At 60.9% G+C, this 18,943-nt stretch carries 20 protein-coding genes and 1 riboswitch; of the genes, 4 read left to right on the top strand and 16 right to left on the bottom strand.

Features of this window, described 5'->3' with window-relative positions; all coding sequences use genetic code 11:
• Positions 1-7: 7 nt before the first annotated feature.
• The 11 genes from KFS80_RS06370 to cobO all read right to left on the bottom strand — a co-directional run bounded on the left by KFS80_RS06370 (position 8) and on the right by cobO (position 9,609).
• The gene (locus KFS80_RS06370) at positions 8-412 is read right to left on the bottom strand and encodes a MarR family winged helix-turn-helix transcriptional regulator (RefSeq protein ID WP_053118559.1); all 405 of its coding nucleotides are present in this window, start codon (positions 410-412) and stop codon (positions 8-10) included.
• 175 nt (positions 413-587) lie between these two features.
• Positions 588-1,319, bottom strand: a complete 732-nt coding sequence (locus tag KFS80_RS06365; protein ID WP_212544277.1) for an adenosylcobinamide-GDP ribazoletransferase — start codon at positions 1,317-1,319, stop codon at positions 588-590.
• A 1-nt stretch (position 1,320) separates the two neighbouring features.
• Positions 1,321-1,896, bottom strand: a complete 576-nt coding sequence (gene cobC / locus KFS80_RS06360) for an alpha-ribazole phosphatase family protein (RefSeq protein WP_212544276.1) — start codon at positions 1,894-1,896, stop codon at positions 1,321-1,323.
• Positions 1,893-2,948 carry a nicotinate-nucleotide--dimethylbenzimidazole phosphoribosyltransferase gene (gene cobT, locus KFS80_RS06355; RefSeq protein WP_212544275.1) on the bottom strand — a complete coding sequence of 352 codons (1,056 nt, stop codon included), beginning with the start codon at positions 2,946-2,948 and terminating at the stop codon, positions 1,893-1,895. The genes cobC and cobT overlap by 4 nt, the downstream gene beginning before the upstream one ends.
• Positions 2,945-3,466: a bifunctional adenosylcobinamide kinase/adenosylcobinamide-phosphate guanylyltransferase gene (gene cobU / locus KFS80_RS06350; RefSeq protein WP_212544274.1), complete on the bottom strand. Its 522-nt coding sequence runs from the start codon at positions 3,464-3,466 to the stop codon at positions 2,945-2,947. Before cobU ends, cobT begins: the two co-directional genes overlap by 4 nt.
• A 149-nt stretch (positions 3,467-3,615) precedes the next feature.
• A complete protein-coding gene (locus tag KFS80_RS06345) occupies positions 3,616-5,067 on the bottom strand; it encodes a cobyric acid synthase (RefSeq protein ID WP_212544273.1) in 1,452 nt (483 codons plus the stop codon).
• The gene (gene cobD, locus KFS80_RS06340) at positions 5,064-6,056 is read right to left on the bottom strand and encodes a threonine-phosphate decarboxylase CobD (RefSeq protein WP_212544272.1); all 993 of its coding nucleotides are present in this window, start codon (positions 6,054-6,056) and stop codon (positions 5,064-5,066) included. The genes KFS80_RS06345 and cobD overlap by 4 nt, the downstream gene beginning before the upstream one ends.
• Positions 6,049-6,957 carry an adenosylcobinamide-phosphate synthase CbiB gene (gene cbiB / locus KFS80_RS06335; protein ID WP_212544271.1) on the bottom strand — a complete coding sequence of 303 codons (909 nt, stop codon included), beginning with the start codon at positions 6,955-6,957 and terminating at the stop codon, positions 6,049-6,051. The genes cobD and cbiB overlap by 8 nt, the downstream gene beginning before the upstream one ends.
• On the bottom strand, positions 6,954-7,604 hold the full coding sequence (gene bluB, locus KFS80_RS06330) for a 5,6-dimethylbenzimidazole synthase (protein WP_212544270.1): 651 nt from the start codon (positions 7,602-7,604) through the stop codon (positions 6,954-6,956). Before bluB ends, cbiB begins: the two co-directional genes overlap by 4 nt.
• A 47-nt stretch (positions 7,605-7,651) precedes the next feature.
• A complete protein-coding gene (locus KFS80_RS06325; protein ID WP_212544269.1) occupies positions 7,652-9,001 on the bottom strand; it encodes a cobyrinic acid a,c-diamide synthase CobB in 1,350 nt (449 codons plus the stop codon).
• Positions 8,998-9,609, bottom strand: coding sequence for a cob(I)yrinic acid a,c-diamide adenosyltransferase (gene cobO / locus KFS80_RS06320; RefSeq protein WP_212544268.1), 612 nt, complete (start codon positions 9,607-9,609; stop codon positions 8,998-9,000). The genes KFS80_RS06325 and cobO overlap by 4 nt, the downstream gene beginning before the upstream one ends.
• Positions 9,610-9,690: 81 nt before the next feature.
• A riboswitch (cobalamin riboswitch) is annotated at positions 9,691-9,920 on the bottom strand.
• Between the two features lie 162 nt (positions 9,921-10,082).
• On the opposite strand from cobO, the gene KFS80_RS06315 reads away from it, so the two are divergent.
• On the top strand, positions 10,083-10,667 hold the full coding sequence (locus KFS80_RS06315) for a hypothetical protein (RefSeq protein WP_212544267.1): 585 nt from the start codon (positions 10,083-10,085) through the stop codon (positions 10,665-10,667).
• A gap of 64 nt (positions 10,668-10,731) precedes the next feature.
• A complete protein-coding gene (locus KFS80_RS06310) occupies positions 10,732-12,045 on the top strand; it encodes a PQQ-dependent sugar dehydrogenase (RefSeq protein WP_212544266.1) in 1,314 nt (437 codons plus the stop codon).
• Between the two features lie 133 nt (positions 12,046-12,178).
• On the opposite strand, the gene KFS80_RS06305 is transcribed toward KFS80_RS06310, so the two are convergent.
• The 5 genes from KFS80_RS06305 to KFS80_RS06285 form a co-directional block, all read right to left on the bottom strand.
• Positions 12,179-12,715, bottom strand: coding sequence for a C40 family peptidase (locus KFS80_RS06305; protein WP_053118536.1), 537 nt, complete (start codon positions 12,713-12,715; stop codon positions 12,179-12,181).
• 221 nt (positions 12,716-12,936) lie between these two features.
• Positions 12,937-13,554: a C40 family peptidase gene (locus KFS80_RS06300; RefSeq protein WP_053118534.1), complete on the bottom strand. Its 618-nt coding sequence runs from the start codon at positions 13,552-13,554 to the stop codon at positions 12,937-12,939.
• Positions 13,555-13,780: 226 nt separating this feature from the next.
• Entirely contained in the window at positions 13,781-14,485 is a 705-nt protein-coding gene (gene hda, locus KFS80_RS06295; protein ID WP_034156234.1) for a DnaA regulatory inactivator Hda, read from the bottom strand.
• Positions 14,486-14,691: 206 nt separating this feature from the next.
• Positions 14,692-15,765, bottom strand: coding sequence for an AI-2E family transporter (locus tag KFS80_RS06290; RefSeq protein ID WP_053118532.1), 1,074 nt, complete (start codon positions 15,763-15,765; stop codon positions 14,692-14,694).
• A gap of 31 nt (positions 15,766-15,796) precedes the next feature.
• On the bottom strand, positions 15,797-16,855 hold the full coding sequence (locus tag KFS80_RS06285; protein ID WP_212544265.1) for a DUF2066 domain-containing protein: 1,059 nt from the start codon (positions 16,853-16,855) through the stop codon (positions 15,797-15,799).
• Between the two features lie 374 nt (positions 16,856-17,229).
• Between KFS80_RS06285 and purM the strand changes: the two genes are divergently transcribed.
• Entirely contained in the window at positions 17,230-18,288 is a 1,059-nt protein-coding gene (purM, locus tag KFS80_RS06280; protein ID WP_053118528.1) for a phosphoribosylformylglycinamidine cyclo-ligase, read from the top strand.
• The gene (gene purN / locus KFS80_RS06275) at positions 18,288-18,938 is read left to right on the top strand and encodes a phosphoribosylglycinamide formyltransferase (protein ID WP_212544264.1); all 651 of its coding nucleotides are present in this window, start codon (positions 18,288-18,290) and stop codon (positions 18,936-18,938) included. The genes purM and purN overlap by 1 nt, the downstream gene beginning before the upstream one ends.
• The last annotated feature ends 5 nt before the right edge of the window (positions 18,939-18,943 follow it).

Raw genomic sequence — 18,943 nt, 5'->3', positions numbered from 1 at the left:
CCGGCGATTACGCCAGTTCGTCCAGCAATTTGAGCAGGGTTTCACGCTTCTCGGCACCCAGTCGATCGATCAATCGCTGCTGCGCCGCCTCCCAGGCCGGCAGTGCATCTGCCAGACGTTGCGCACCGATTTCCGTAAGCCGGACGATGCGGTTACGCATGTCTTCGCCCTCGGCCAGCGCCACCAGGCCTTCACCTTCGAGCACGCGCAGATTGCGCCCGAGGGTGCTGCGATCCAGCCCCATGGCTTCGGCGAGTTCCGAGATGCTCGGTTGATCGAGACGTTGCAGGTTGCACAGCAAAGAATACTGCGCAACGTTGATCCCGAAGCCGTCGAGAGCGCCGTCATAATGCCTGCTGACGCCACGCGCGGCGCGACGCAGGTTGGTGCACAAACACTGAGAGGTAAGCATGATGCGTGTATATACCCGCGACTGTGTTAAATCAAGTTACAGATGAGTTTACCCAAGAATATTCGGTGTCTGTCAGACCGCCTTCGCGAGCAAGCCCGCTCCCACAGGGAATCGCATTCCAAAATGTGGGAGCGGGCTTGCTCGCGAAAGGGCCGGCGCAGCCAATACAAAACTATCAGGCTAACGCCAATCCAACCAACACCACCATCTCCAACAACTCCAACAACGCCCCCGCCGTATCACCCGTCGTCCCGCCCAGCCGCCGCATCATTACCCGTCGCAGCCAGACAAACACCCCGACAGAAATCACCACCGCAACAACGGCGCTGAACCCGGCAATCAGCACACAGACCAACGCACTGAAGCCCAGCACCCACCACCCTGCCCGACGCGGTAAATGATCTGCCAATGCCTGCCCCAACCCACCCGCACGCACATACGGCGTGGTCAGAAACAACCCCAGCAACGCCGCCCGCCCAAGCACCGGCACGATGATCAACACCAGCCCATGCCCTTGCTCGATCAACGCCAGCAACGCGGCAAACTTGAGCAACAACACCAGCACCAGCGTGACCACGGCAATCGGCCCGCTGCGCGGATCTTTCATGATCGTCAGCGTGCGCTCGCGATCACCAAACCCACCGAGCCAGGCATCCGCGCTATCGGCCAGACCATCAAGATGCAGCGCACCACTGAGCAACACCCAAACCGTCAGCAGCAACGCCGCATGCAGCAACAACGGCGCCCCCGCCAATGCCAGACTCAGCGCCCACAGGATCACACCAAACAACAATCCCACCAGCGGATAAAACAGCAGCGAACGCCCAAGCTGTTCCGGCTCAGGCATCCCCGGCAGACGAATCGGCAGACTGCTGAGAAATTGCAGGGCGATCCACAGCGGCAACATGTCAGTGACCTTCCTTGAGTAAACCGTCGGCCTCGACCGTCAGCGCAAACAATGCGCCGTGCCCTACTTCAACATTGAGCAATTGCTCACGCGGCAAACCTCGCGCCTGCGCCAACAATAAACGCATGACGCCACCGTGGCTGATCAGCAAAATCCGCTCACCGGCATATGCACTGTGCAGCCCAGCCACTGCCGCCAACACTCGCGTGGAAAAGTCGCTGACCGGCTCACCCTGTGGTGGCGTGAATGAATACGGATCGGCCCAAAACAGGCCCAACGCGTCAGCATCCGTCTCCATCAACGCCGCCGCGCTCTGCCCTTCCCACGCGCCGAAATGCAGCTCCTGCAGATCTTTGTCGAGGTGCACCGGCAGATTCAACTGCTCACCCAGCTCCGCGGCAAACCGCGCGCAACGCTGCAACGGCGAGCTGACCAAACGATCCCAAGGCCCGCCCTCGACCACCGCCGCGCGCATCTGCGTCCAGCCTTTTTCGGTCAGCGCGTCATCAAGACTGCCGCGCAAGCCGCCACCCAATTCGGTTTCACCGTGACGCAGCAGATCAAGGCGCAAGGTCATGCCGGGCGATCCGCCACCGCCGCTTCGGCGAACGTCGCCATCTGCCCGTGCAGATCGCAAGCCAGACGCAACAGGGGCACCGCCAGCGCCGCACCGCTGCCTTCGCCTAGACGCAGACCGAGTTCCAGCAATGGCTCGGCGCCGAGGGTTTCCAGCACATGACGATGGCCCGGCTCGGCGCCGCGATGACCGAACAACAGCCACTCGCGACACGCCGGATTCAGGCGTACCGCGACCAGCGCCGCGACCGTGCAGATAAAGCCGTCGACCAGCACCGCAACGCCTTCCTGCGCGCACGCCAGATACGCACCGACCAGCGCCGCGATTTCGAAACCGCCAAGATTGAACAGCGTCTGCAACGCATCTCCGCGCTGGGCCGCGTGCAACGCCAGTGCGCGCTCGATGACTTGGGCTTTATGGCTGACACCTTCGGCATTCAACCCGGTGCCGGGGCCCGTCAGGTGCACCACCGGGCAATCGAGCAAAGCACAGGCCAGCGCACTGGCGGCCGTGGTGTTGCCGATGCCCATTTCACCGCCGATGAACAACTGCGCGCCGGCCGCTTGCGCTCGCAGCACGCTGTCACGACCAGCCTGCAACGCCAGTTCGCCTTGGGCTTGGGTCATCGCCGCGCCCTGAACGAAATTTGCCGTGCCCGGGCCGATATTCAAGTGACGCACACCCGCCAGGTTCAGCGCGGGATTAACGGTGCCCAGATCGACCACTTCCAGCTGCGCGCCGAGCTGACGCGCCAGCACGCTGATCGCCGCGCCGCCGCTGACGAAGTTGAGCAACATCTGCCCGGTGACTTCCTGCGGGAACGCCGAAACACCTTCAGCAACCACGCCGTGATCGCCGGCAAAAATCGCGATCCAGATCTCTTTCAGCGTCGGTTTGACCTGGCCTTGCAGACCGGCCAGTTGCACCGCCACCGCTTCCAGTTGCCCCAGCGAACCGGCCGGTTTGGTCAGTTGCTGTTGGCGCGCGGCGGCTTGCTCAACGATATCGGCGTTCACCGGTTTGCACGGGTTCAGCCACCAGGTGTGGGTCATAGCGCAGATCCTTTCAGAGTCAGGGGCAGGCCGGCGACGGTCAGGACAACACGCTGACAGTGCTCAGCCAGAGCTTGATGCAGCCAACCGGCTTCATCGACGTAGCGGCGAGTCAATTCGCCCAGCGGCACGACACCCATTCCGGTCTCGTTGCTGACAAAAATGATTTCCCCCGGCAGCGTGGCCAGGCAGTTGAGCAAGGCTTCGCGTTCGGCGGCGAGGCGTTCGGCGTCGTCGAGCATCAGCAGATTGGTCAGCCACAGGGTCAGGCAATCGACCAGCAGGCAACGCTCAGCGCGGGCGGATTCGCGCAGGACGCGGGCCAGTTCCAGAGGCTCTTCGACGAGCGCCCATTCAGCTGGGCGACGGGCGCGGTGGTGGGCGACGCGGTCGCTCATTTCGCCATCGAGCGGTTGGCTGGTGGCGATGTAGGTGACCGAGAGGTTGCTGTCGCTGGCGAGTTTTTCTGCCAAACGGCTTTTGCCGGAGCGGGCGCCGCCGAGGATCAGTTGGAGCATGGAGGCATCCTGAATTTTATGTGTTGGGGCGGCTGACGCTTTCGCGAGCAAGCCCGCTCCCACAGGGTTCAAGGGTATTCACAAGATAGGCTGCCGGCATCAAAACCTGTGGGAGCGGGCTTGCTCGCGAATAGGCCGGCACAGGCAGCTCAAATCCCACAGAGACGACGCAACAGATTGGTATCCAAATGCTTCTCGACCAAATCCGCCAAGCGCTCGATATCGCGCTCGCGCAAGCCGTGGTAATCCACTTCCTGCACATCGCTCAAACCGGCCCAACGCAGCAACGCCGCACTCGCCGCCGGTGATTCGAACAAGCCATGCAGATATGTGCCAAACACTTGCCCATCAACGCTCTGCGCACCGTCGCAACGACCATCATCCAGATGCACCGCCGCATTCTCCAGCGCCGCCCCGGTCGTCACGCCAGCATGAATTTCATAACCACTGACTTCGGCATCTTCCAACGCCAAACGCCCACGCACATTGCGCAACTGCTTCTCGGCTTCAAGCGTCGTTGCAAACGCCAGCAAACTTAGACCCGCACTCGAACCGGGCGCGCCTTCGAGACCGAGCGGATCATGCACCTGTTCACCGAGCATCTGCAGACCACCACAAATCCCCAGCACTTTGCCGCCGTAACGCAAATGCCGACTGATCGCCGTGTCCCAGCCATTGGCGCGCAGATACGCCAGATCGCTGCGTACGCTTTTCGAGCCCGGCAGGATGATCAGATCGGCCGCAGGAATCGCCGGCCCCGGCCCGACAAATTGCAGGTCGACCTGCGGGTGCAGACGCAGCGGATCAAAATCGGTGTGGTTGCTGATGCGCGGCAGCACCGGCACCAGCACTTTCAGCACTTGCTCAGCCTTGTCGGTCTGGCGCTGATCGATGCCGTCCTCGGCTTCCAGATGCAGATCCATCACGTACGGCAACACGCCCACCACCGGTTTGCCGGTGCGCTCCTCCAGCCAATCAAGGCCCGGTTGCAGCAAGGCGATGTCGCCGCGAAAACGGTTGATGATGAAGCCTTTGACCCGCGCCTGTTCGCTCGGCGAGAGCAGCTCCAGCGTGCCAACCAGATGAGCGAAAACCCCGCCACGATTGATGTCGGCAATCAGCAGCACCGGGCAATCCACCGCTTCGGCGAAACCCATGTTGGCGATGTCACCAGCACGCAGATTGATCTCGGCCGGCGAGCCCGCGCCCTCAACCATCACTAGCGGATACGCAGCGCTGAGTCGCTCGTGAGAAGCCAAAACTGCTTTCATCGCGATGGCTTTGTAGTCGTGATAGGCCACCGCGTTCATCGACGTCACCGCACGACCATGAATGATCACTTGCGCGCCGGTGTCGCTGTTCGGTTTGAGCAGCACCGGGTTCATGTCGGTGTGCGGTTCGAGAAACGCCGCTTGCGCCTGCACCGCTTGCGCGCGACCGATCTCGCCACCGTCCGCCGTCACGGCGCTGTTGAGCGCCATGTTCTGCGGTTTGAACGGCACAACCGCGACACCTTGACGCGTCGCCCAGCGGCACAGCGCCGTCACCAGCGTGCTTTTACCGGCGTCGGAAGTGGTGCCCTGCACCATCAGGGTGGTCATTGTTTGTCCTTGGTAAAAGCGATTAAAGCCTGTTCGAGACGCGCTTCTTCGGCCGCGTCGGCAGGCAAGCCGAAACGCAGGCTGCTGTTGTGCGTGAAGAGGCGCAGAAGAATGCCGCGTCGGGCCATGAATTCGTATAACGCTTGCGCTTGATCAGTGATCAGCCACTGAAACAACGCGCAGCCGCCCTGCGGTTTGAAGCCGTAGCGTTCAAGCAGCGCCGCCAACCGTTCGCTCGCTTCATCGCTGCGAATCCGTTGGCGTGTGTGATTTTCAGTGTCTTGCAGACAGGCCTGACCGAGCACCCGCGTCGGCCCGCTGACGACCCACGGGCCGACCTGTTCGGCGAGCAACCGAAGCAATTTGCGCTCAGCCAATACGAAGCCCAAACGCACACCGGCCAAGCCGAAAAACTTGCCGAACGAACGCAACACGATCAGTCCGACCTGATGCGCGTGCGCCGCCAGGCTCAACTGCGGCGTGTTGTCCATGAACGCTTCATCGACCACCAGCCAGCCGCCGCGCTGCGCCAGTCGCGCATGCCAGTCGAGCAACTTCGCCGGAGTCAGGCTCAGGCCGGTTGGATTGTTCGGATTGACCACCACCAGCACGTCGAGATTGTCCAGATAGAACTCGACTTCCTGCTCCTGCACTTCGCGCACGATGTAACCGTTGCGGCGCCAGGCTTCAGCGTGTTCGGCATAGCACGGCGACAGCACGCCGACCTTGCCGGCGCGACGCAAACGCGGCAGCAACTGGATGGCCATTTGCGAACCGGCGACCGGCAGTAGCTGGTTTGCTCCGTAGTAATCGCACGCCGCTTGTTCCAGACCGTCATCGGTTTCCGGCAAACGGGCCCAGGCACGCCAGGGGATTTCCGGGATCGGAAATGGCCACGGCGCGAGTCCGCTGGACAGGTCGAGCCAATCGGCTTCGGCGATACCGTAATCGAGTGCAGCCTTGCGCAGCCGGCCACCGTGCTCAAGCATAGAATTCAGCCCCCACGCAGAGAATCAGCAACCATAACCATACCCCGCGCTGCACCAATTGCCAGCCACGGTCGATGGAGTCGGCGTCGGCGGGAGCGCCTTCGCCCAGTTGCGGACGCTCGTGCAGTTCGCCGTGGTAAATCGCCGGGCCGCCCAGTTCCACACCGAGCGCGCCTGCGCCTGCAGCCATTACCGGGCCGGCGTTGGGGCTATCCCACTTCGGCGCCTGTGTGCGCCAGCACTTCAAGGCGAGTCGGGTTTTGCCGAGCACTGCGTAGGTCAATGCCACCAGACGCGCAGGAAAGTAGTTCAACACGTCGTCGATTTTTGCCGCCGCCCAGCCGAAACGTTCGAAACGTTCGTTGCGATAACCCCACATCGCGTCGAGCGTGTTGCTCAAGCGATAGAGCACCACGCCGGGCGCACCGGCCACGACAAACCAGAACAGTGCGGCGAACACCGCGTCGCTGCCGTTTTCCAACACTGATTCGGTGGCGGCACGGGCGACCGCAGTGCTGTCGAGTTCATCGGTCTGCCGGCTGACCAGATAGCCGACTCGCGTGCGCGCTTCATCCAGATCATCCGCGCGCAACGCCGCAGCGACCGGGGCGACATGCTCGCCGAGGCTGCGCATGCCGAGGGCGCAATACAGCGCGAGAATCTCGACGATCCAACCGACATAAGGCGCCCAGGAAAACGCCGTCGCCAGCAGCGTCAGCGGCAGCACGGCGATCACCCACGCGGTGACGCCATGACTGCGCCAGCCGCGCCCTTCACCGTTGAAACGTTGCTCGATGCGCCCGGCGAAATTGCCGAACGCCACCAGCGGATGCCAGCGTTTCGGTTCACCGAGCAGCGCATCCAGCGCCACCGCGGCGACACTCAACAACGCCACACTCATTGACTCACTCCCCAATAATTTTCATACAGCAACTCATTCAGCGGCCGCGCCTGCGCCCACCCTTCGAGTATCAGCATCGGCGCCGGATAGAATTCCTTGACCGGGCCCAGACACAAAACCGCCAGCGGCTTGGCGCCTGCCGGCAGTTTCAACAAATCCGCCAGCGCTTGCGGTTCGAACAGCGAGACCCAGCCCATGCCCAAACCCTCGGCGCGCGAGGCAAGCCACAGATTCTGAATCGCGCAGGACAATGAAGCCATGTCCATTTCCGGCAACGTACGACGGCCGAAAATGTGTTTTTCACGATCATCCATCAGCGCCGCGACCAGCACTTCGGCGCAGTCGTTGATGCCTTCGACTTTGAGCTTCATGAACTCGTCGCTGCGCTCGCCGAGGGCTTCGGCGGTGCGGATGCGTTCTTCTTCGACGAGGTGCTGAATTTGGCTGCGCAGGGTTCGGTCGCTGATGCGGATGAAGCGCCAGGGCTGCATCAGGCCGACGCTTGGGGCCTGATGGGCGGCTTCCAGAAGTCGGCGTAGCAGATCAGGTTCGACGGTGCCGCCGGTGAAATGGCGCATGTCGCGGCGTTCGGCGATGGCTCGGTAAACCGCCTCACGCTCGGCTTCGGAGAATGCGTTGTCGGTCATGGCCTCTTCGCGAGCAAGCTCGCTCCCACATTGGACGGGGTGCTTGCTCAAGAAACGCGATCCCCTGGGGGAGCGGGCTTGCTCGCGAAGGCGGCCTCACGATCTGGCACAAACAATGCGGCAATCGCAGTCGGATTCGACGGAAAATAAAAGTGCACATAAGAAGCCGTCATCCGCCCCTCTCGATATACCGCCTCAGCCCCACGCCCACCATTGGGGCTCAACCCCCGGGCAATCGGCGTCAGTTCAGTCGTGGTCAACGAATGATGATACGTGTGCCCACGCAACGAGCCTTCCGGCAGATCGACCGCTTGCAACGCCAACGCGGCCAGACGCTTTTGCATCACCGCATCGCCCTTGAGCAGCCCGACCAATTCCGCGCGTGTGCCTTCAACATCAGTCAACGAATCGAGCAAATACAACATCCCGCCACACTCAGCGAGCAACGGTTTCCCCGCCGCATGATGCGCACGGATCGCCGCAACTATCGCGGTGTTCTGCGACAGCGCGACGTGATGCAATTCCGGATAACCACCCGGTAGATACACGCTATCCGCCTCAGGCAATTGCGTATCGCGGATCGGCGAGAAGAAGCTCAACTCGGCGCCCATCGCACGCAATAGATCGAGACTCGCGCCATAAGTGAAGGCAAACGCTTCATCACGGGCGACGGCAATGCGCAAATTTTTCAGCAGCGGCTCGACAGCAATTACATCAGGCGCGGCAAATTCCACGGCCGGTGGCAGCGCTACCTCGCAGCTGCTAGCCAGCGCTTCGGCGGCGGCGTCGAGACGCACATCGAGGTCATTCAATTCGCTGGCCTGCACCAGACCAAGATGCCGACTCGGCAGTTCGATACCGGTCTCGCGCGACAACGCGCCGTACCAACGCAAACCTTCAGTGAGACTGCCTTCGAGCAACTGCGCATGGCGCAAGGTGCCGACACGATTAGCCAACACGCCAGCAAACGGCAGATCCGGCTGATACTTGGCCAAGCCCAGCGCCAGCGCACCAAAGGTCTGCGCCATCGCTGTGCCGTCGATCACGCCGAGCACCGGCACACCAAAATGCCGCGCCAGATCGGCGCTGGAGGGCGTGCCGTCAAACAGCCCCATCACGCCTTCGATCAAAATCAGATCCGCCTCGGCGGCGGCTTCCCACAACAGCCGACGACTTTCCTGCTCGCCGACCATCCACATGTCCAGTTGATACACCGGCGCACCGCTGGCGCGTTCGAGGATCATCGGGTCGAGAAAGTCCGGGCCGCATTTGAACACGCGCACCTTGCGCCCCTGATTGCGATGCAAACGGGCGAGCGCGGCGGTGACGGTGGTCTTGCCCTGACCGGAGGCCGGCGCGGCGATGAGTACCGCCGGGCAGTGACGTGGTTGATTCAAAGTTCGACGCCTTTCTGCGCTTTGATGCCGGCCTGGAAGGCGTGTTTGAGCATGCCCATTTCGGTGACCGTGTCGCCCATTTCGATCATTTCCGGCTTGGCCGCACGACCGGTGACGATCACGTGCTGCATCGGCGGACGTGCCTGCAAGTCGCTGAGCACCTGGTCGAGATCGAGGTAGCCGTGTTTGAGGGCGATGTTCAGTTCATCAAGCACCACCAGACCGATCGACGGATCGCGCAGCAGTTCGCGGGACACGGCCCACGCAGCTTCGGCGGCGGCGATGTCGCGCTGACGATCCTGGGTTTCCCAGGTGAAGCCCTCGCCCATCACGTGGAAGCGCGCTTGTTCGGGGAAGCGGCGGAAAAACAATTCTTCGCCGGTGCTGTTGCGGCCCTTGATGAACTGCACCACGCCGCACTGCATGCCGTGGCCCATGGCGCGGGCGAGCATGCCGAACGCCGAGCTGCTTTTGCCTTTGCCATTGCCGGTCAGCACCAGCACCAGGCCGCACTCGTCGGGGGAGTTGGCGATGCGTTCGTCGATCACGGCTTTTTTGCGCTGCATACGCGCCAGATGGCGTTCGTCGCGCTCGGGGGAATCAGTCATGGGGGAGCTCTCCGTTGAGGCTGGATAACGGCGGGCAGGCACAAGAATAGACGGCAAAAAGCCTGGCATCGCCCACCGTGATGCCGCTGGATGGATCAGGCCGGTCTCCGGGCTCATGAGCGGCATTGGCCTGGCTGCGCGCCTTCCCGCTTCTGTCGAGGCAGTGGCTCATGGCGCAGCTTTTACTCATTTACCGTTGCGGGGGCAGCGCCGGGATCGTGATCGTTCTTCGCATGAAGACAACCCTCACCGGCTTCCCTGTTTCACTCTGTCGACGCGGGTCACAGAGCACCTGAAACAAGCCGCGAAGGTTAGAGGGTTGGGGGTGGAGCGTCAATTAAAGAGGGGGCTGACGGACGATTATCTGCCGCTGATCAATTATCGGGCGGCAATCTTGTGCAAGGCTGTTACAAATGATATCAAAGAGCCATGCTTTTCCATAAAAGCAACTCACAAGAATAAGGATGATGACGATGCAAGGCATGATCATCAGCAACCCGCGCCTGGAATTCCTGCGCCCGATGCTTGAACGCTGGTTTGACTGTATCGACCGTTACAACGCCGTGCGCGGCGACAGCGACACGCCGTACTGGCATGACGAGAAAGCCAATCTCGGCTTACTGACCGCGGCGGCGTGGATGGCCGAACTGGTCACCCTCAACGACACCGCCACGCGCAAGCAAAACGAAGACGGCGAGCGCAATGCCCGCGCCGATCTGTTCATCGTAGGGCCAGAAGACCGCGCTTACCTTCAGGCCACGCAGCGCTGGCCGCGAGTGAACAACCTCAATCTGACGCAAGCACTTCTCGACATCACCAGCGATGCCAAACGCATCAGCTTCGCCAGCGACCTCAAGCTCGGCTGCCTGTTCGTCGCCCCGCAAAAAGCCCAGCAGAGTGCCAGCCCCGAAGAACTGCAGGACATGGTCGACGACTTGCAAAAGGAACATACCTGCGCGGTCGCCTGGTATTTCCCCTACGCCTACCGCAAATTGCGCAGCGAGGCCGGCAATTATCACCCCGGCATCGCCGTGCTGTTCAAAGAGGCTCGCGGCTGAGGTTGAACCATCGGGCTTGCGCCCTCCTCTATGATTAAGAACGCATTCATAGGGAAGATCAGTCATGCGCAAGCCCCAGCTCGTTTTTGTCATCGCTCTGGCCGGAGGGCTCGCCGCGTGTGGTGAAACCTCCAGCCTGCAAGTCTCCGACGGCACCGGCCCTTCGCCGAAACTGCCCGAACCGAACAAAACCCTGATCCCCACCGTGAACATCGCCCCGGCGATTGGCTGGCCCGAAGGTGGCAAACCGACAGCGGCGGCCGGTACGCAAGTCGCAGCGTTTGCCGAAGGCCTCGATCATCCGCGCTGGATGTACGTGCTGCCCAACGGTGATGTGCTGGTGGCAGAAACCAACGCCCCGCCGAAACCGGACGACAGCAAAGGCATCAAAGGCTGGGTGATGAAGAAAGTCATGGGCAAGGCCGGCGCCGGCGTACCGAGCCCGAATCGCATCACTTTGCTGCGCGACGCTGACCACGATGGCGTCGCCGAAACGCGCACGGTGTTTTTGCAGAACCTCAATTCGCCGTTTGGCATGACACTGGTTGGCAATGACCTCTATGTTGCGGACACCGATCGCCTGTTGCGCTTTAACTACGAACCCGGCGCGACCGAGATCAAAACGCAGCCGATCAAAGTGACGGATTTGCCCGGCGGCACGCTGAACCATCACTGGACGAAAAATGTTATTGCCAGCAAGGACGGCAGCAAGCTGTACGTCACCGTCGGCTCGAACAGCAACGTCGGCGAAAATGGTCTGGATCAAGAAGAAGGCCGCGCGGCGATCTGGGAAGTGGATCGCGCGACCGGCAATCACCGGATCTTCGCTTCAGGCATCCGCAACCCCAATGGCCTGGCGTGGGAGCCTACCAGCGGCGCGTTGTGGACGGCGGTGAATGAGCGTGACGAGATCGGTAGCGATCTGGTGCCGGACTACATCACCTCGGTGAAGGACGGCGGTTTCTATGGCTGGCCGTTCAGTTATTACGGCCAGCATGTCGATGTGCGGGTGAATCCGCAGAATCTGGATCTGGTGGCCAAAGCCATCGCCCCGGATTACGCGGTTGGCCCGCACACGGCGTCTTTGGGTCTGACCTTCGCCGAAGGCAACACCTTGCCGGCGCAGTTCAAGGAAGGCGCGTTTATCGGCCAGCACGGCTCGTGGAACCGTAAACCGCACAGTGGCTATAAAGTGATCTTTGTGCCGTTTACCGGCGGTAAGCCGAGTGGAACGCCGGTGGATGTGTTGACCGGTTTTCTCGACAAAGATGAGAACGCGCTGGGTCGCCCGGTGGGCGTGGTGATTGATCAGCAAGGTGGATTGCTGGTGGCGGATGATGTTGGCAACAAGGTTTGGCGAGTGTCTTCTACCAAATAACTTAGCGCCGTACACATAACAAAAGTGGGAGCGGGCTTGCTCGCGAAAGCGTCGGATCAGTGAATATTGAACTGAATGACACACCGCTTTCGCGAGCAAGCTCGCTCCCACATTGGGTTTTGCGTTGTCTTTATTACGGGTTACGCGCCAGATGCTCCGGCTGCAACACCCGCTTCGCGCTCAGATAAGCCTTCTGCCAATACGCCTTCGACAGGCTGTCCAGCTTCACCGTCCCACCCGTGGCCGGCGCATGCACGAAGCGCCCTTCACCAACGTAAATCCCCGCATGACTGACCTGCGAACCACCATTGGTGGCGAAGAAGATCAGGTCGCCGGTCTGCAAGCCTTCCTTACCGACATTCGGTGCCTGCATCACGATCAGGTCGCGCGTGGTGCGTGGCAGGTTGATACCCGCCGCGTCGCGGTAAACAAAGCCGATCAGGCCACTGCAATCAAATCCCGAATCCGGCGTATTGCCGCCCCAGCGATAAGGCGTGCCAACGAGGCCGAGCGCGCGGAACAGCACGTCTTCAGCAGCAGGCGAAAAAGATTCTGAGGGGGCGAACACGATCGGGGCGCGAACCACCGGCGCAGGCGGCGGTGTGCGACTGGCGCAAGCGCTGAGCAGCGCTGCGAAGGCGATCAAAACGAGGCGGGCCGACGTGGTCATAAGCAGAACATCCTGATCTGGCTGCGGCTAATTCTGCCGAATGGGCAGAAAACAAAACCGCCTGCGTACGCACGCAGGCGGTTTGCCATCAATATAGATTCAGGATTCTAGCGGCTACGCGGCAAACTTCAAGTAAGACTTTAACTTCACCTTGTAAAGTATAGGTCTACTCCCTTGCCGGGAACCGTTTTGTCGCCGCGAACGCGGCGACAACGGGGGGATTACTTGCGAGCGGTGACCACGGTCGGGGCCATGGCGAGTGCACGCTTGGCTTCGATGAAGGTCTTGCTCCAGTAGCTGTCACCGAGGTTGTCGATGCGAACACCGCCGCTACGACGACTGCTGGAGTGAATGAACTGGTTGTCGCCCAGGTAGATCCCGGCGTGACTGACACGACCGCGACGACCATTGGTGGCGAAGAACAGCAGATCGCCCGGTTCCAGATCGCTACGCGAGACCAGTGGTGCGTCTACGTTGATCATTTCGCGGGTGGAGCGCGGCAGATTCATGCCGGCTTCTTCGCGGAACAGGTAACCGATGAAACCGCTGCAGTCGAAACCGGCTTCAGAGGTACCGCCGAAACGGTAACGGGTACCGATCAGGGACATGCCGCGTTCGAGAATGCTGTCGGCCAGAACCGGCAATTCATACGGCTTGCTGCCGCTGAAGTCTGCGAGTTCTTTTTCGGTAGCCAGCTCTTCCTGATAAATAACAGAAGACTGAGCAGTGGAAGAATTTTTAACCTGTTGAGGCTGCTCTTGAACTGGAGAATGAGCAGCGCAACCGTACAACAGGGTGACGAGTGCGAGAGGCACGAGGGGTGCGAAGCGCTTTAGCATGGGCACGACCGTGGCTGATAGTTGTAAAGAAGCCGAGACTATGCCCGCTATCAACCTCATTTGCAAATTCAATCGATCTTTTTGTGACTTCTCGGTTTCTCGTTTACATCTAAGCGCTTAAGCCCGTTTCACTCGTTACGCGGCCTGCACCCGGTGCAGGAAAGCGCTTTTTCTGACGCCTGAAATATGCCGAAACCTGCTCAAAGCCGCAGAGACACAGGGCTGGCTACCAACCGAGGGTTTCTTTAAGGAAGGGAATTGTCAGCTTGCGCTGAGCTTGCAGCGAGGCCTGATCGAGCTGTTCGAGCAGATCAAACAACGCGCTCATGCTGCGAGTACCGCGAGTCAGAATGAAATGCCCGACTTCATCGGTCAGGTGCAGACCGCGACGCGATGCGCGCAATTGCAGGGCACGCAACTTGTCTTCATCGGAGAGGGGGCGCATCTGGAAAATCAGCGCCAGCGTCAGGCGCGATTTGAGGTCGGCCAGTTTGACCGGCAATTCACGCGGCGAGGTTGCCGCCGCAATCAACAACCGTCGACCGCTGTCACGCAAGCGGTTGAACAGGTGAAACATCGCCTCTTCCCAGTCAGCCTTGCCGGCAATCACCTGCAAATCATCCAGGCAAACCAGTTCGTACTGTTCAAGGTTGTCGAGGATTTCCACACCGCGATCCATCAACTCGGCCAACGGCAGGTACACCGCCGGTTCGCCCATCTGTTCGAAGCGCAAACACGCAGCCTGCAACAGATGCGTACGCCCTACCCCGTGCTTGCCCCAAAGATAAATCAGGCTTTCGGTCCAGCCGGCGTCGGCTTCGCATAGGCGCTCGACATAGCCGAGTGCAGCGGCATTGGCGCCTGGGTAGTAGTTGATAAAGGTGGCGTCGTCACGCAGACGCACACCTAGGGGCAGCTGAATCGGTTTCATGCTGACTGAACAGTTCTCAAGGAACCGTTAGTGGCCTCTGTGTAAAGTTTGCGAAGTTTATACCCGTGAGGCGGAGCGCACAATGCAGCAGACCCCAAGCAAAATCAAAGGTTTGCGTTAACACACTGGTTTTATGACAGTTTCTCTGACGCAATCACCTGCATGACACGGGCCAACCCGGCGCACCGCCGGGCTGTCCGTCGTGATTACAACTCCGGCTCATCCACTCCGCTGTACATATCAGAGTCTTTATACAAATCGTGCATATGGCGCACCAAGACCATGATCACCGCTGCCACCGGCAGCGCCAGCAGCACACCGGTAAAACCAAACAGCTCGCCACCGGCCAGAATCGCGAAGATCACCGCCACCGGGTGCAGGCCGATGCGGTCGCCGACCAGCAACGGTGTCAGCACCATGCCTTCCAGCGCCTGACCGACCATGAACACCGCAACGATGCCGACCATCGGGTACAAATCGCCACCAAACTGGAACAACCCGGCAATCAGCGCCGCACCGATACCAATCACGAAGCCCATATAAGGCACGATCGCCGCCAGACCCGCGATCAGGCCGATCAACAGCCCCAGCTCCAGGCCGACGATCATCAGGCCCGCCGCATAGATCACGCCCAGCGCCAGCATCACCAGTAACTGACCACGCACAAACGCACCCAGAACCTCATGGCATTCGCCGGCCAGCGCTACCACGCGCTCTTCGCGATCACGCGGTAGCAGGCTGCGGATCTTGGCCATCATCACGTCCCAGTCGCGCAGCAAGTAGAAACTCACCACCGGGATCAGCACCAGATTCGCCAGCAGGCCGATCAACGCCAGACTCGACGCCGTGGCCTGACTCAGCACCACACTGACGATGTCGGTGGTCTGGCCCATGTGTTCGCTGATGGCCGCTTTGACCTTGTCGAACTTCCAGAAACCGTCCGACAGCCCAAGCTTCGCCTGCGCCCACGGCAGCGCCGTGTGTTGCAGCCAGTCGAGCATTTGCGGCGCCAGTTCGTACAAACGCAGCAACTGCTTGGCGAGCATCGGTACCAGCACCAGCAACAGCGTGGTGACGATCAGGGTGAACAAAGCAAACACCGCGATCACGCCCCACGTACGCGACAGCCCGAGCTTCTCCAGGCGATCCACCAGCGGATCGAACAGATACGCGAGCAGCAGCGCCACCAGAAACGGCGTGAGGATCGGGTGCAGCAACCATACAAACGCGCAAAGCAGGACAACCCCACCGAGCCAGAACCAACGCCGCGTATCGGCCATGAACCACTCCTGCTTCTATATAAGGAAAGACTTACCAGCGAAACCGTAACGACGGTGCTGCCGGTGTCGGGGCCGGAGCCGCGACCGGTGCTGCACCTGCCACCGCAGGCTGCGGCGGCGCGACCGGTGCAGGCGCCTCGGCCGGCAATTCTTGCAACTTCGCCAGCGACAACTGCGCGCGCATCTGGTCGGCACTGCCATTGACCCGATAGACGATGCGATCGCCATCGACACTCTGCAGACGCACGCCGAACGGTTCGAGTAACCGCAACAGCGCCGCATAATGCTCAAGATTCATGCCTTGCACTTCCAGGGTCTGCTGGCCCGACGCACCCGGTTTGGCAACAAACCGTGGCGCCAGGCGCTCAGCCACCGCCAGCATCACCGCATCGGCCACAGCAGCCTGATCGGCGCCCTGCACCGTGCCGGCCTCTTTCTGATCGCCCAGCCACAAATGCCATTTCGCCTGCCACTGCCCGCCTTCTTCGCGCGCATGCACGGCCAGCAAGGCATCGGCGTTGTAACGTTCGGAAACCCCGCGCAACGGCCCCGGATCCGTACCTTCCAGCGCCGGCGCAGTCGCGACCAGTTGTTCACTCAGATCCGCCAACGGCAAACGCAGCGGCAAACCACGATGCTGAGCCGCCACACGCAACGGCCCGGCGGTCGATTGACCATCACCCACCAGATACGTGCCGTCCGCTGATTCGTTCAGCCACCAGCTCAGGATCGACGGCCGACTGGCGCCCCACATCGACAGCCCGGCGCGGCGCAAGGCCTGCTCGGTAGCGTTCGGATCGAAGTTGACCTTGAGCACCTCCGGCGGCCCGGCGTCGAAGCCGAACTGAGTGATGATCTGCTGCGGATTCTTGCGAATATCCGCCAGCCCGGGATTTTGCGCAGCTTTCGGGTCACCGGTCAGGCGCAACACCAACGTGTCCAGCGCTGCCTGAGTGGCGCGATCACGCTCCTCCGGCGCCTGACTGGTGACCGGCTGACTGACTTGATAGAGACCTTTGAGGTTTTCGGCATGACTCGCCAGGCTGACCACAGACAAACAACCCACAACCAACAATTTACGAAAAAGCATGGAAAATTCCCGTCGACAGGAGCGGCTGGAACAGGCCGCGTGAACCGGTTAAGCAAGGCTGTGACCCTTGACCCTCGCAAAACATTCACACGGCGGCGGTAAGTTTTTACGTAGTGATAACGATAGACGGTTAATTGCCACACCTTATACAGGCAGTGATACGCCTTAATTGCAAAAAATTTCCCGAGATAATGGCCCTGCCCGTCGGTGCGAGGATGGCCGCTGCCCCTCAAGCCTGATAAAATCGCGCGCCTTCGCAGACCGGCAACAGCCGGGCCCCTCGAAACTCGCGTGAGGCACTCGCCCCCTCGATTTCGATGTTCCCGCTGAACTCGGTCGTTACCCCTGAATCCCCTCCCCTAAAGGCCTGGATCATGAGCAAGCAACCCTCCCTGAGCTACAAGGACGCCGGTGTAGACATCGACGCCGGTGAAGCATTGGTCGAACGCATCAAGAGCGTCGCCAAGCGCACTGCGCGCCCGGAAGTCATGGGCGGCCTGGGCGGTTTCGGCGCCCTCTGCGAAATCCCGGCCGGCTACAAGCAGCCAGTGCTGGTTTCCGGCACCGACGGCGTCGGCACCAAGCTGCGCCTGGCACTGAACCTGAACAAGCACGACAGCATCGGCATCGACCTGGTCGCCATGTGCGTCAACGACCTGGTGGTGTGCGGCGCTGAGCCACTGTTCTTCCTCGACTACTACGCCACCGGCAAACTCAATGTCGAGACCGCGACCCAAGTGGTGACCGGCATCGGCGCTGGCTGCGAACTGTCGGGTTGCTCGCTGGTTGGCGGCGAAACCGCTGAAATGCCAGGCATGTACGAAGGCGAAGACTACGATCTGGCCGGCTTCTGCGTCGGCGTCGTGGAAAAAGCTGAAATCATCGACGGTTCGAAAGTCGCCACCGGTGACGCGCTGATCGCGCTGCCATCGTCCGGCCCGCACTCGAACGGCTACTCGCTGATCCGCAAGATCATCGAAGTATCTGGCGCCGACATCGAAAACATCCAGCTCGACGGCAAACCGCTGACCGACCTGCTGATGGCCCCGACCCGTATCTACGTGAAGCCGCTGCTCAAGCTGATCAAAGACACCGGCGCCGTCAAAGCCATGGCCCACATCACCGGTGGCGGCCTGCTCGACAACATCCCGCGCGTTCTGCCAAAAGGCGCTCAGGCTGTTGTTGACGTCGCCAGCTGGACTCGCCCGGCCGTGTTCGACTGGCTGCAAGAGCAAGGCAACGTTGACGAAACCGAGATGCACCGCGTGCTGAACTGCGGCGTCGGCATGGTCATCTGTGTGGCTCAGGAGCACGTTGAAGTCGCCTTGAACACCCTGCGTGACGCTGGCGAGCAGCCTTGGGTGATCGGTCAGATCGCTGCTGCCGCCGAAGGCGCAGCTCAGGTTGATCTGCAGAACCTTAAGGCTCATTAATGTCCGCACCCTGTGATGTCGTGGTGCTGTTGTCCGGCACCGGCAGTAACTTGCAGGCTTTGATCGACAGCACGCGAGCCGGCGACAGCCCGGTTCGCATCGCTGCGGTGATTTCCAACCGCGCCGACACGTACGGCCTGCAACGCGCCAGTGACGCGGGTATCGCTACCCGCTCGCTGGATCACAAGGCATTCGAAGGTCGCGAGGCCTTCGATGCTGCACTGATCAAACTGATCGACGAATTCCAACCCAAACTCGTGGTACTGGCCGGTTTCATGCGCATTCTCAGCGCTGATTTCGTTCGCCATTATCAAGGGCGCCTGCTCAACATCCATCCGTCGCTGCTACCCAAATACAAAGGGTTACACACTCATCAGCGCGCGCTGGAAGCCGGCGACACGGAGCACGGCTGCTCCGTGCACTTCGTCACCGAGGAACTCGATGGCGGACCACTGGTCGTACAGGCAGTAATACCGGTAGAGTTGCACGATTCGCCGCAGAGTCTGGCGCAGCGGGTTCACGTTCAGGAACACCTGATCTACCCGATGGCCATACGCTGGTTTGCTGAAGGCCGGCTGGCCCTCGGTACGGACGGTGCTTTACTGGATGGCCAGTTACTCGCGGCCAGCGGCCACTTGATTCGACACTAGGAGAT

This window comes from Pseudomonas rustica, assembly GCF_018336155.1.
In the GTDB taxonomy this organism is placed as follows: Bacteria; Pseudomonadota; Gammaproteobacteria; order Pseudomonadales; family Pseudomonadaceae; genus Aquipseudomonas; species Aquipseudomonas rustica.
Note: the sequence above shows the minus strand (reverse complement) of the source record. Positions and strands in the feature narration are given on the sequence as shown.

Bases quoted from the DNA above. Each gene is read 5' to 3' on its own strand.
- purM (WP_053118528.1), top strand. From the start codon at position 17,230: ATGAGCAAGCAACCCTCCCTGAGCTACAAGGACGCCGGTGTAGACATC.
- KFS80_RS06300 (WP_053118534.1), bottom strand. From the start codon at position 13,554: ATGCTAAAGCGCTTCGCACCCCTCGTGCCTCTCGCACTCGTCACCCTG.
- bluB (WP_212544270.1), bottom strand. From the start codon at position 7,604: ATGACCGACAACGCATTCTCCGAAGCCGAGCGTGAGGCGGTTTACCGA.
- hda (WP_034156234.1), bottom strand. From the start codon at position 14,485: ATGAAACCGATTCAGCTGCCCCTAGGTGTGCGTCTGCGTGACGACGCC.
- KFS80_RS06290 (WP_053118532.1), bottom strand. From the start codon at position 15,765: ATGGCCGATACGCGGCGTTGGTTCTGGCTCGGTGGGGTTGTCCTGCTT.
- KFS80_RS06365 (WP_212544277.1), bottom strand. From the start codon at position 1,319: ATGTTGCCGCTGTGGATCGCCCTGCAATTTCTCAGCAGTCTGCCGATT.
- KFS80_RS06285 (WP_212544265.1), bottom strand. From the start codon at position 16,855: ATGCTTTTTCGTAAATTGTTGGTTGTGGGTTGTTTGTCTGTGGTCAGC.
- KFS80_RS06305 (WP_053118536.1), bottom strand. From the start codon at position 12,715: ATGACCACGTCGGCCCGCCTCGTTTTGATCGCCTTCGCAGCGCTGCTC.
- cobU (WP_212544274.1), bottom strand. From the start codon at position 3,466: ATGCTCCAACTGATCCTCGGCGGCGCCCGCTCCGGCAAAAGCCGTTTG.
- cobO (WP_212544268.1), bottom strand. From the start codon at position 9,609: ATGACTGATTCCCCCGAGCGCGACGAACGCCATCTGGCGCGTATGCAG.
- KFS80_RS06370 (WP_053118559.1), bottom strand. From the start codon at position 412: ATGCTTACCTCTCAGTGTTTGTGCACCAACCTGCGTCGCGCCGCGCGT.
- KFS80_RS06315 (WP_212544267.1), top strand. From the start codon at position 10,083: ATGCAAGGCATGATCATCAGCAACCCGCGCCTGGAATTCCTGCGCCCG.
- cobT (WP_212544275.1), bottom strand. From the start codon at position 2,948: ATGACCCACACCTGGTGGCTGAACCCGTGCAAACCGGTGAACGCCGAT.
- KFS80_RS06310 (WP_212544266.1), top strand. From the start codon at position 10,732: ATGCGCAAGCCCCAGCTCGTTTTTGTCATCGCTCTGGCCGGAGGGCTC.
- KFS80_RS06345 (WP_212544273.1), bottom strand. From the start codon at position 5,067: ATGACCACCCTGATGGTGCAGGGCACCACTTCCGACGCCGGTAAAAGC.
- cobC (WP_212544276.1), bottom strand. From the start codon at position 1,896: ATGACCTTGCGCCTTGATCTGCTGCGTCACGGTGAAACCGAATTGGGT.
- purN (WP_212544264.1), top strand. From the start codon at position 18,288: ATGTCCGCACCCTGTGATGTCGTGGTGCTGTTGTCCGGCACCGGCAGT.
- cbiB (WP_212544271.1), bottom strand. From the start codon at position 6,957: ATGAGTGTGGCGTTGTTGAGTGTCGCCGCGGTGGCGCTGGATGCGCTG.
- cobD (WP_212544272.1), bottom strand. From the start codon at position 6,056: ATGCTTGAGCACGGTGGCCGGCTGCGCAAGGCTGCACTCGATTACGGT.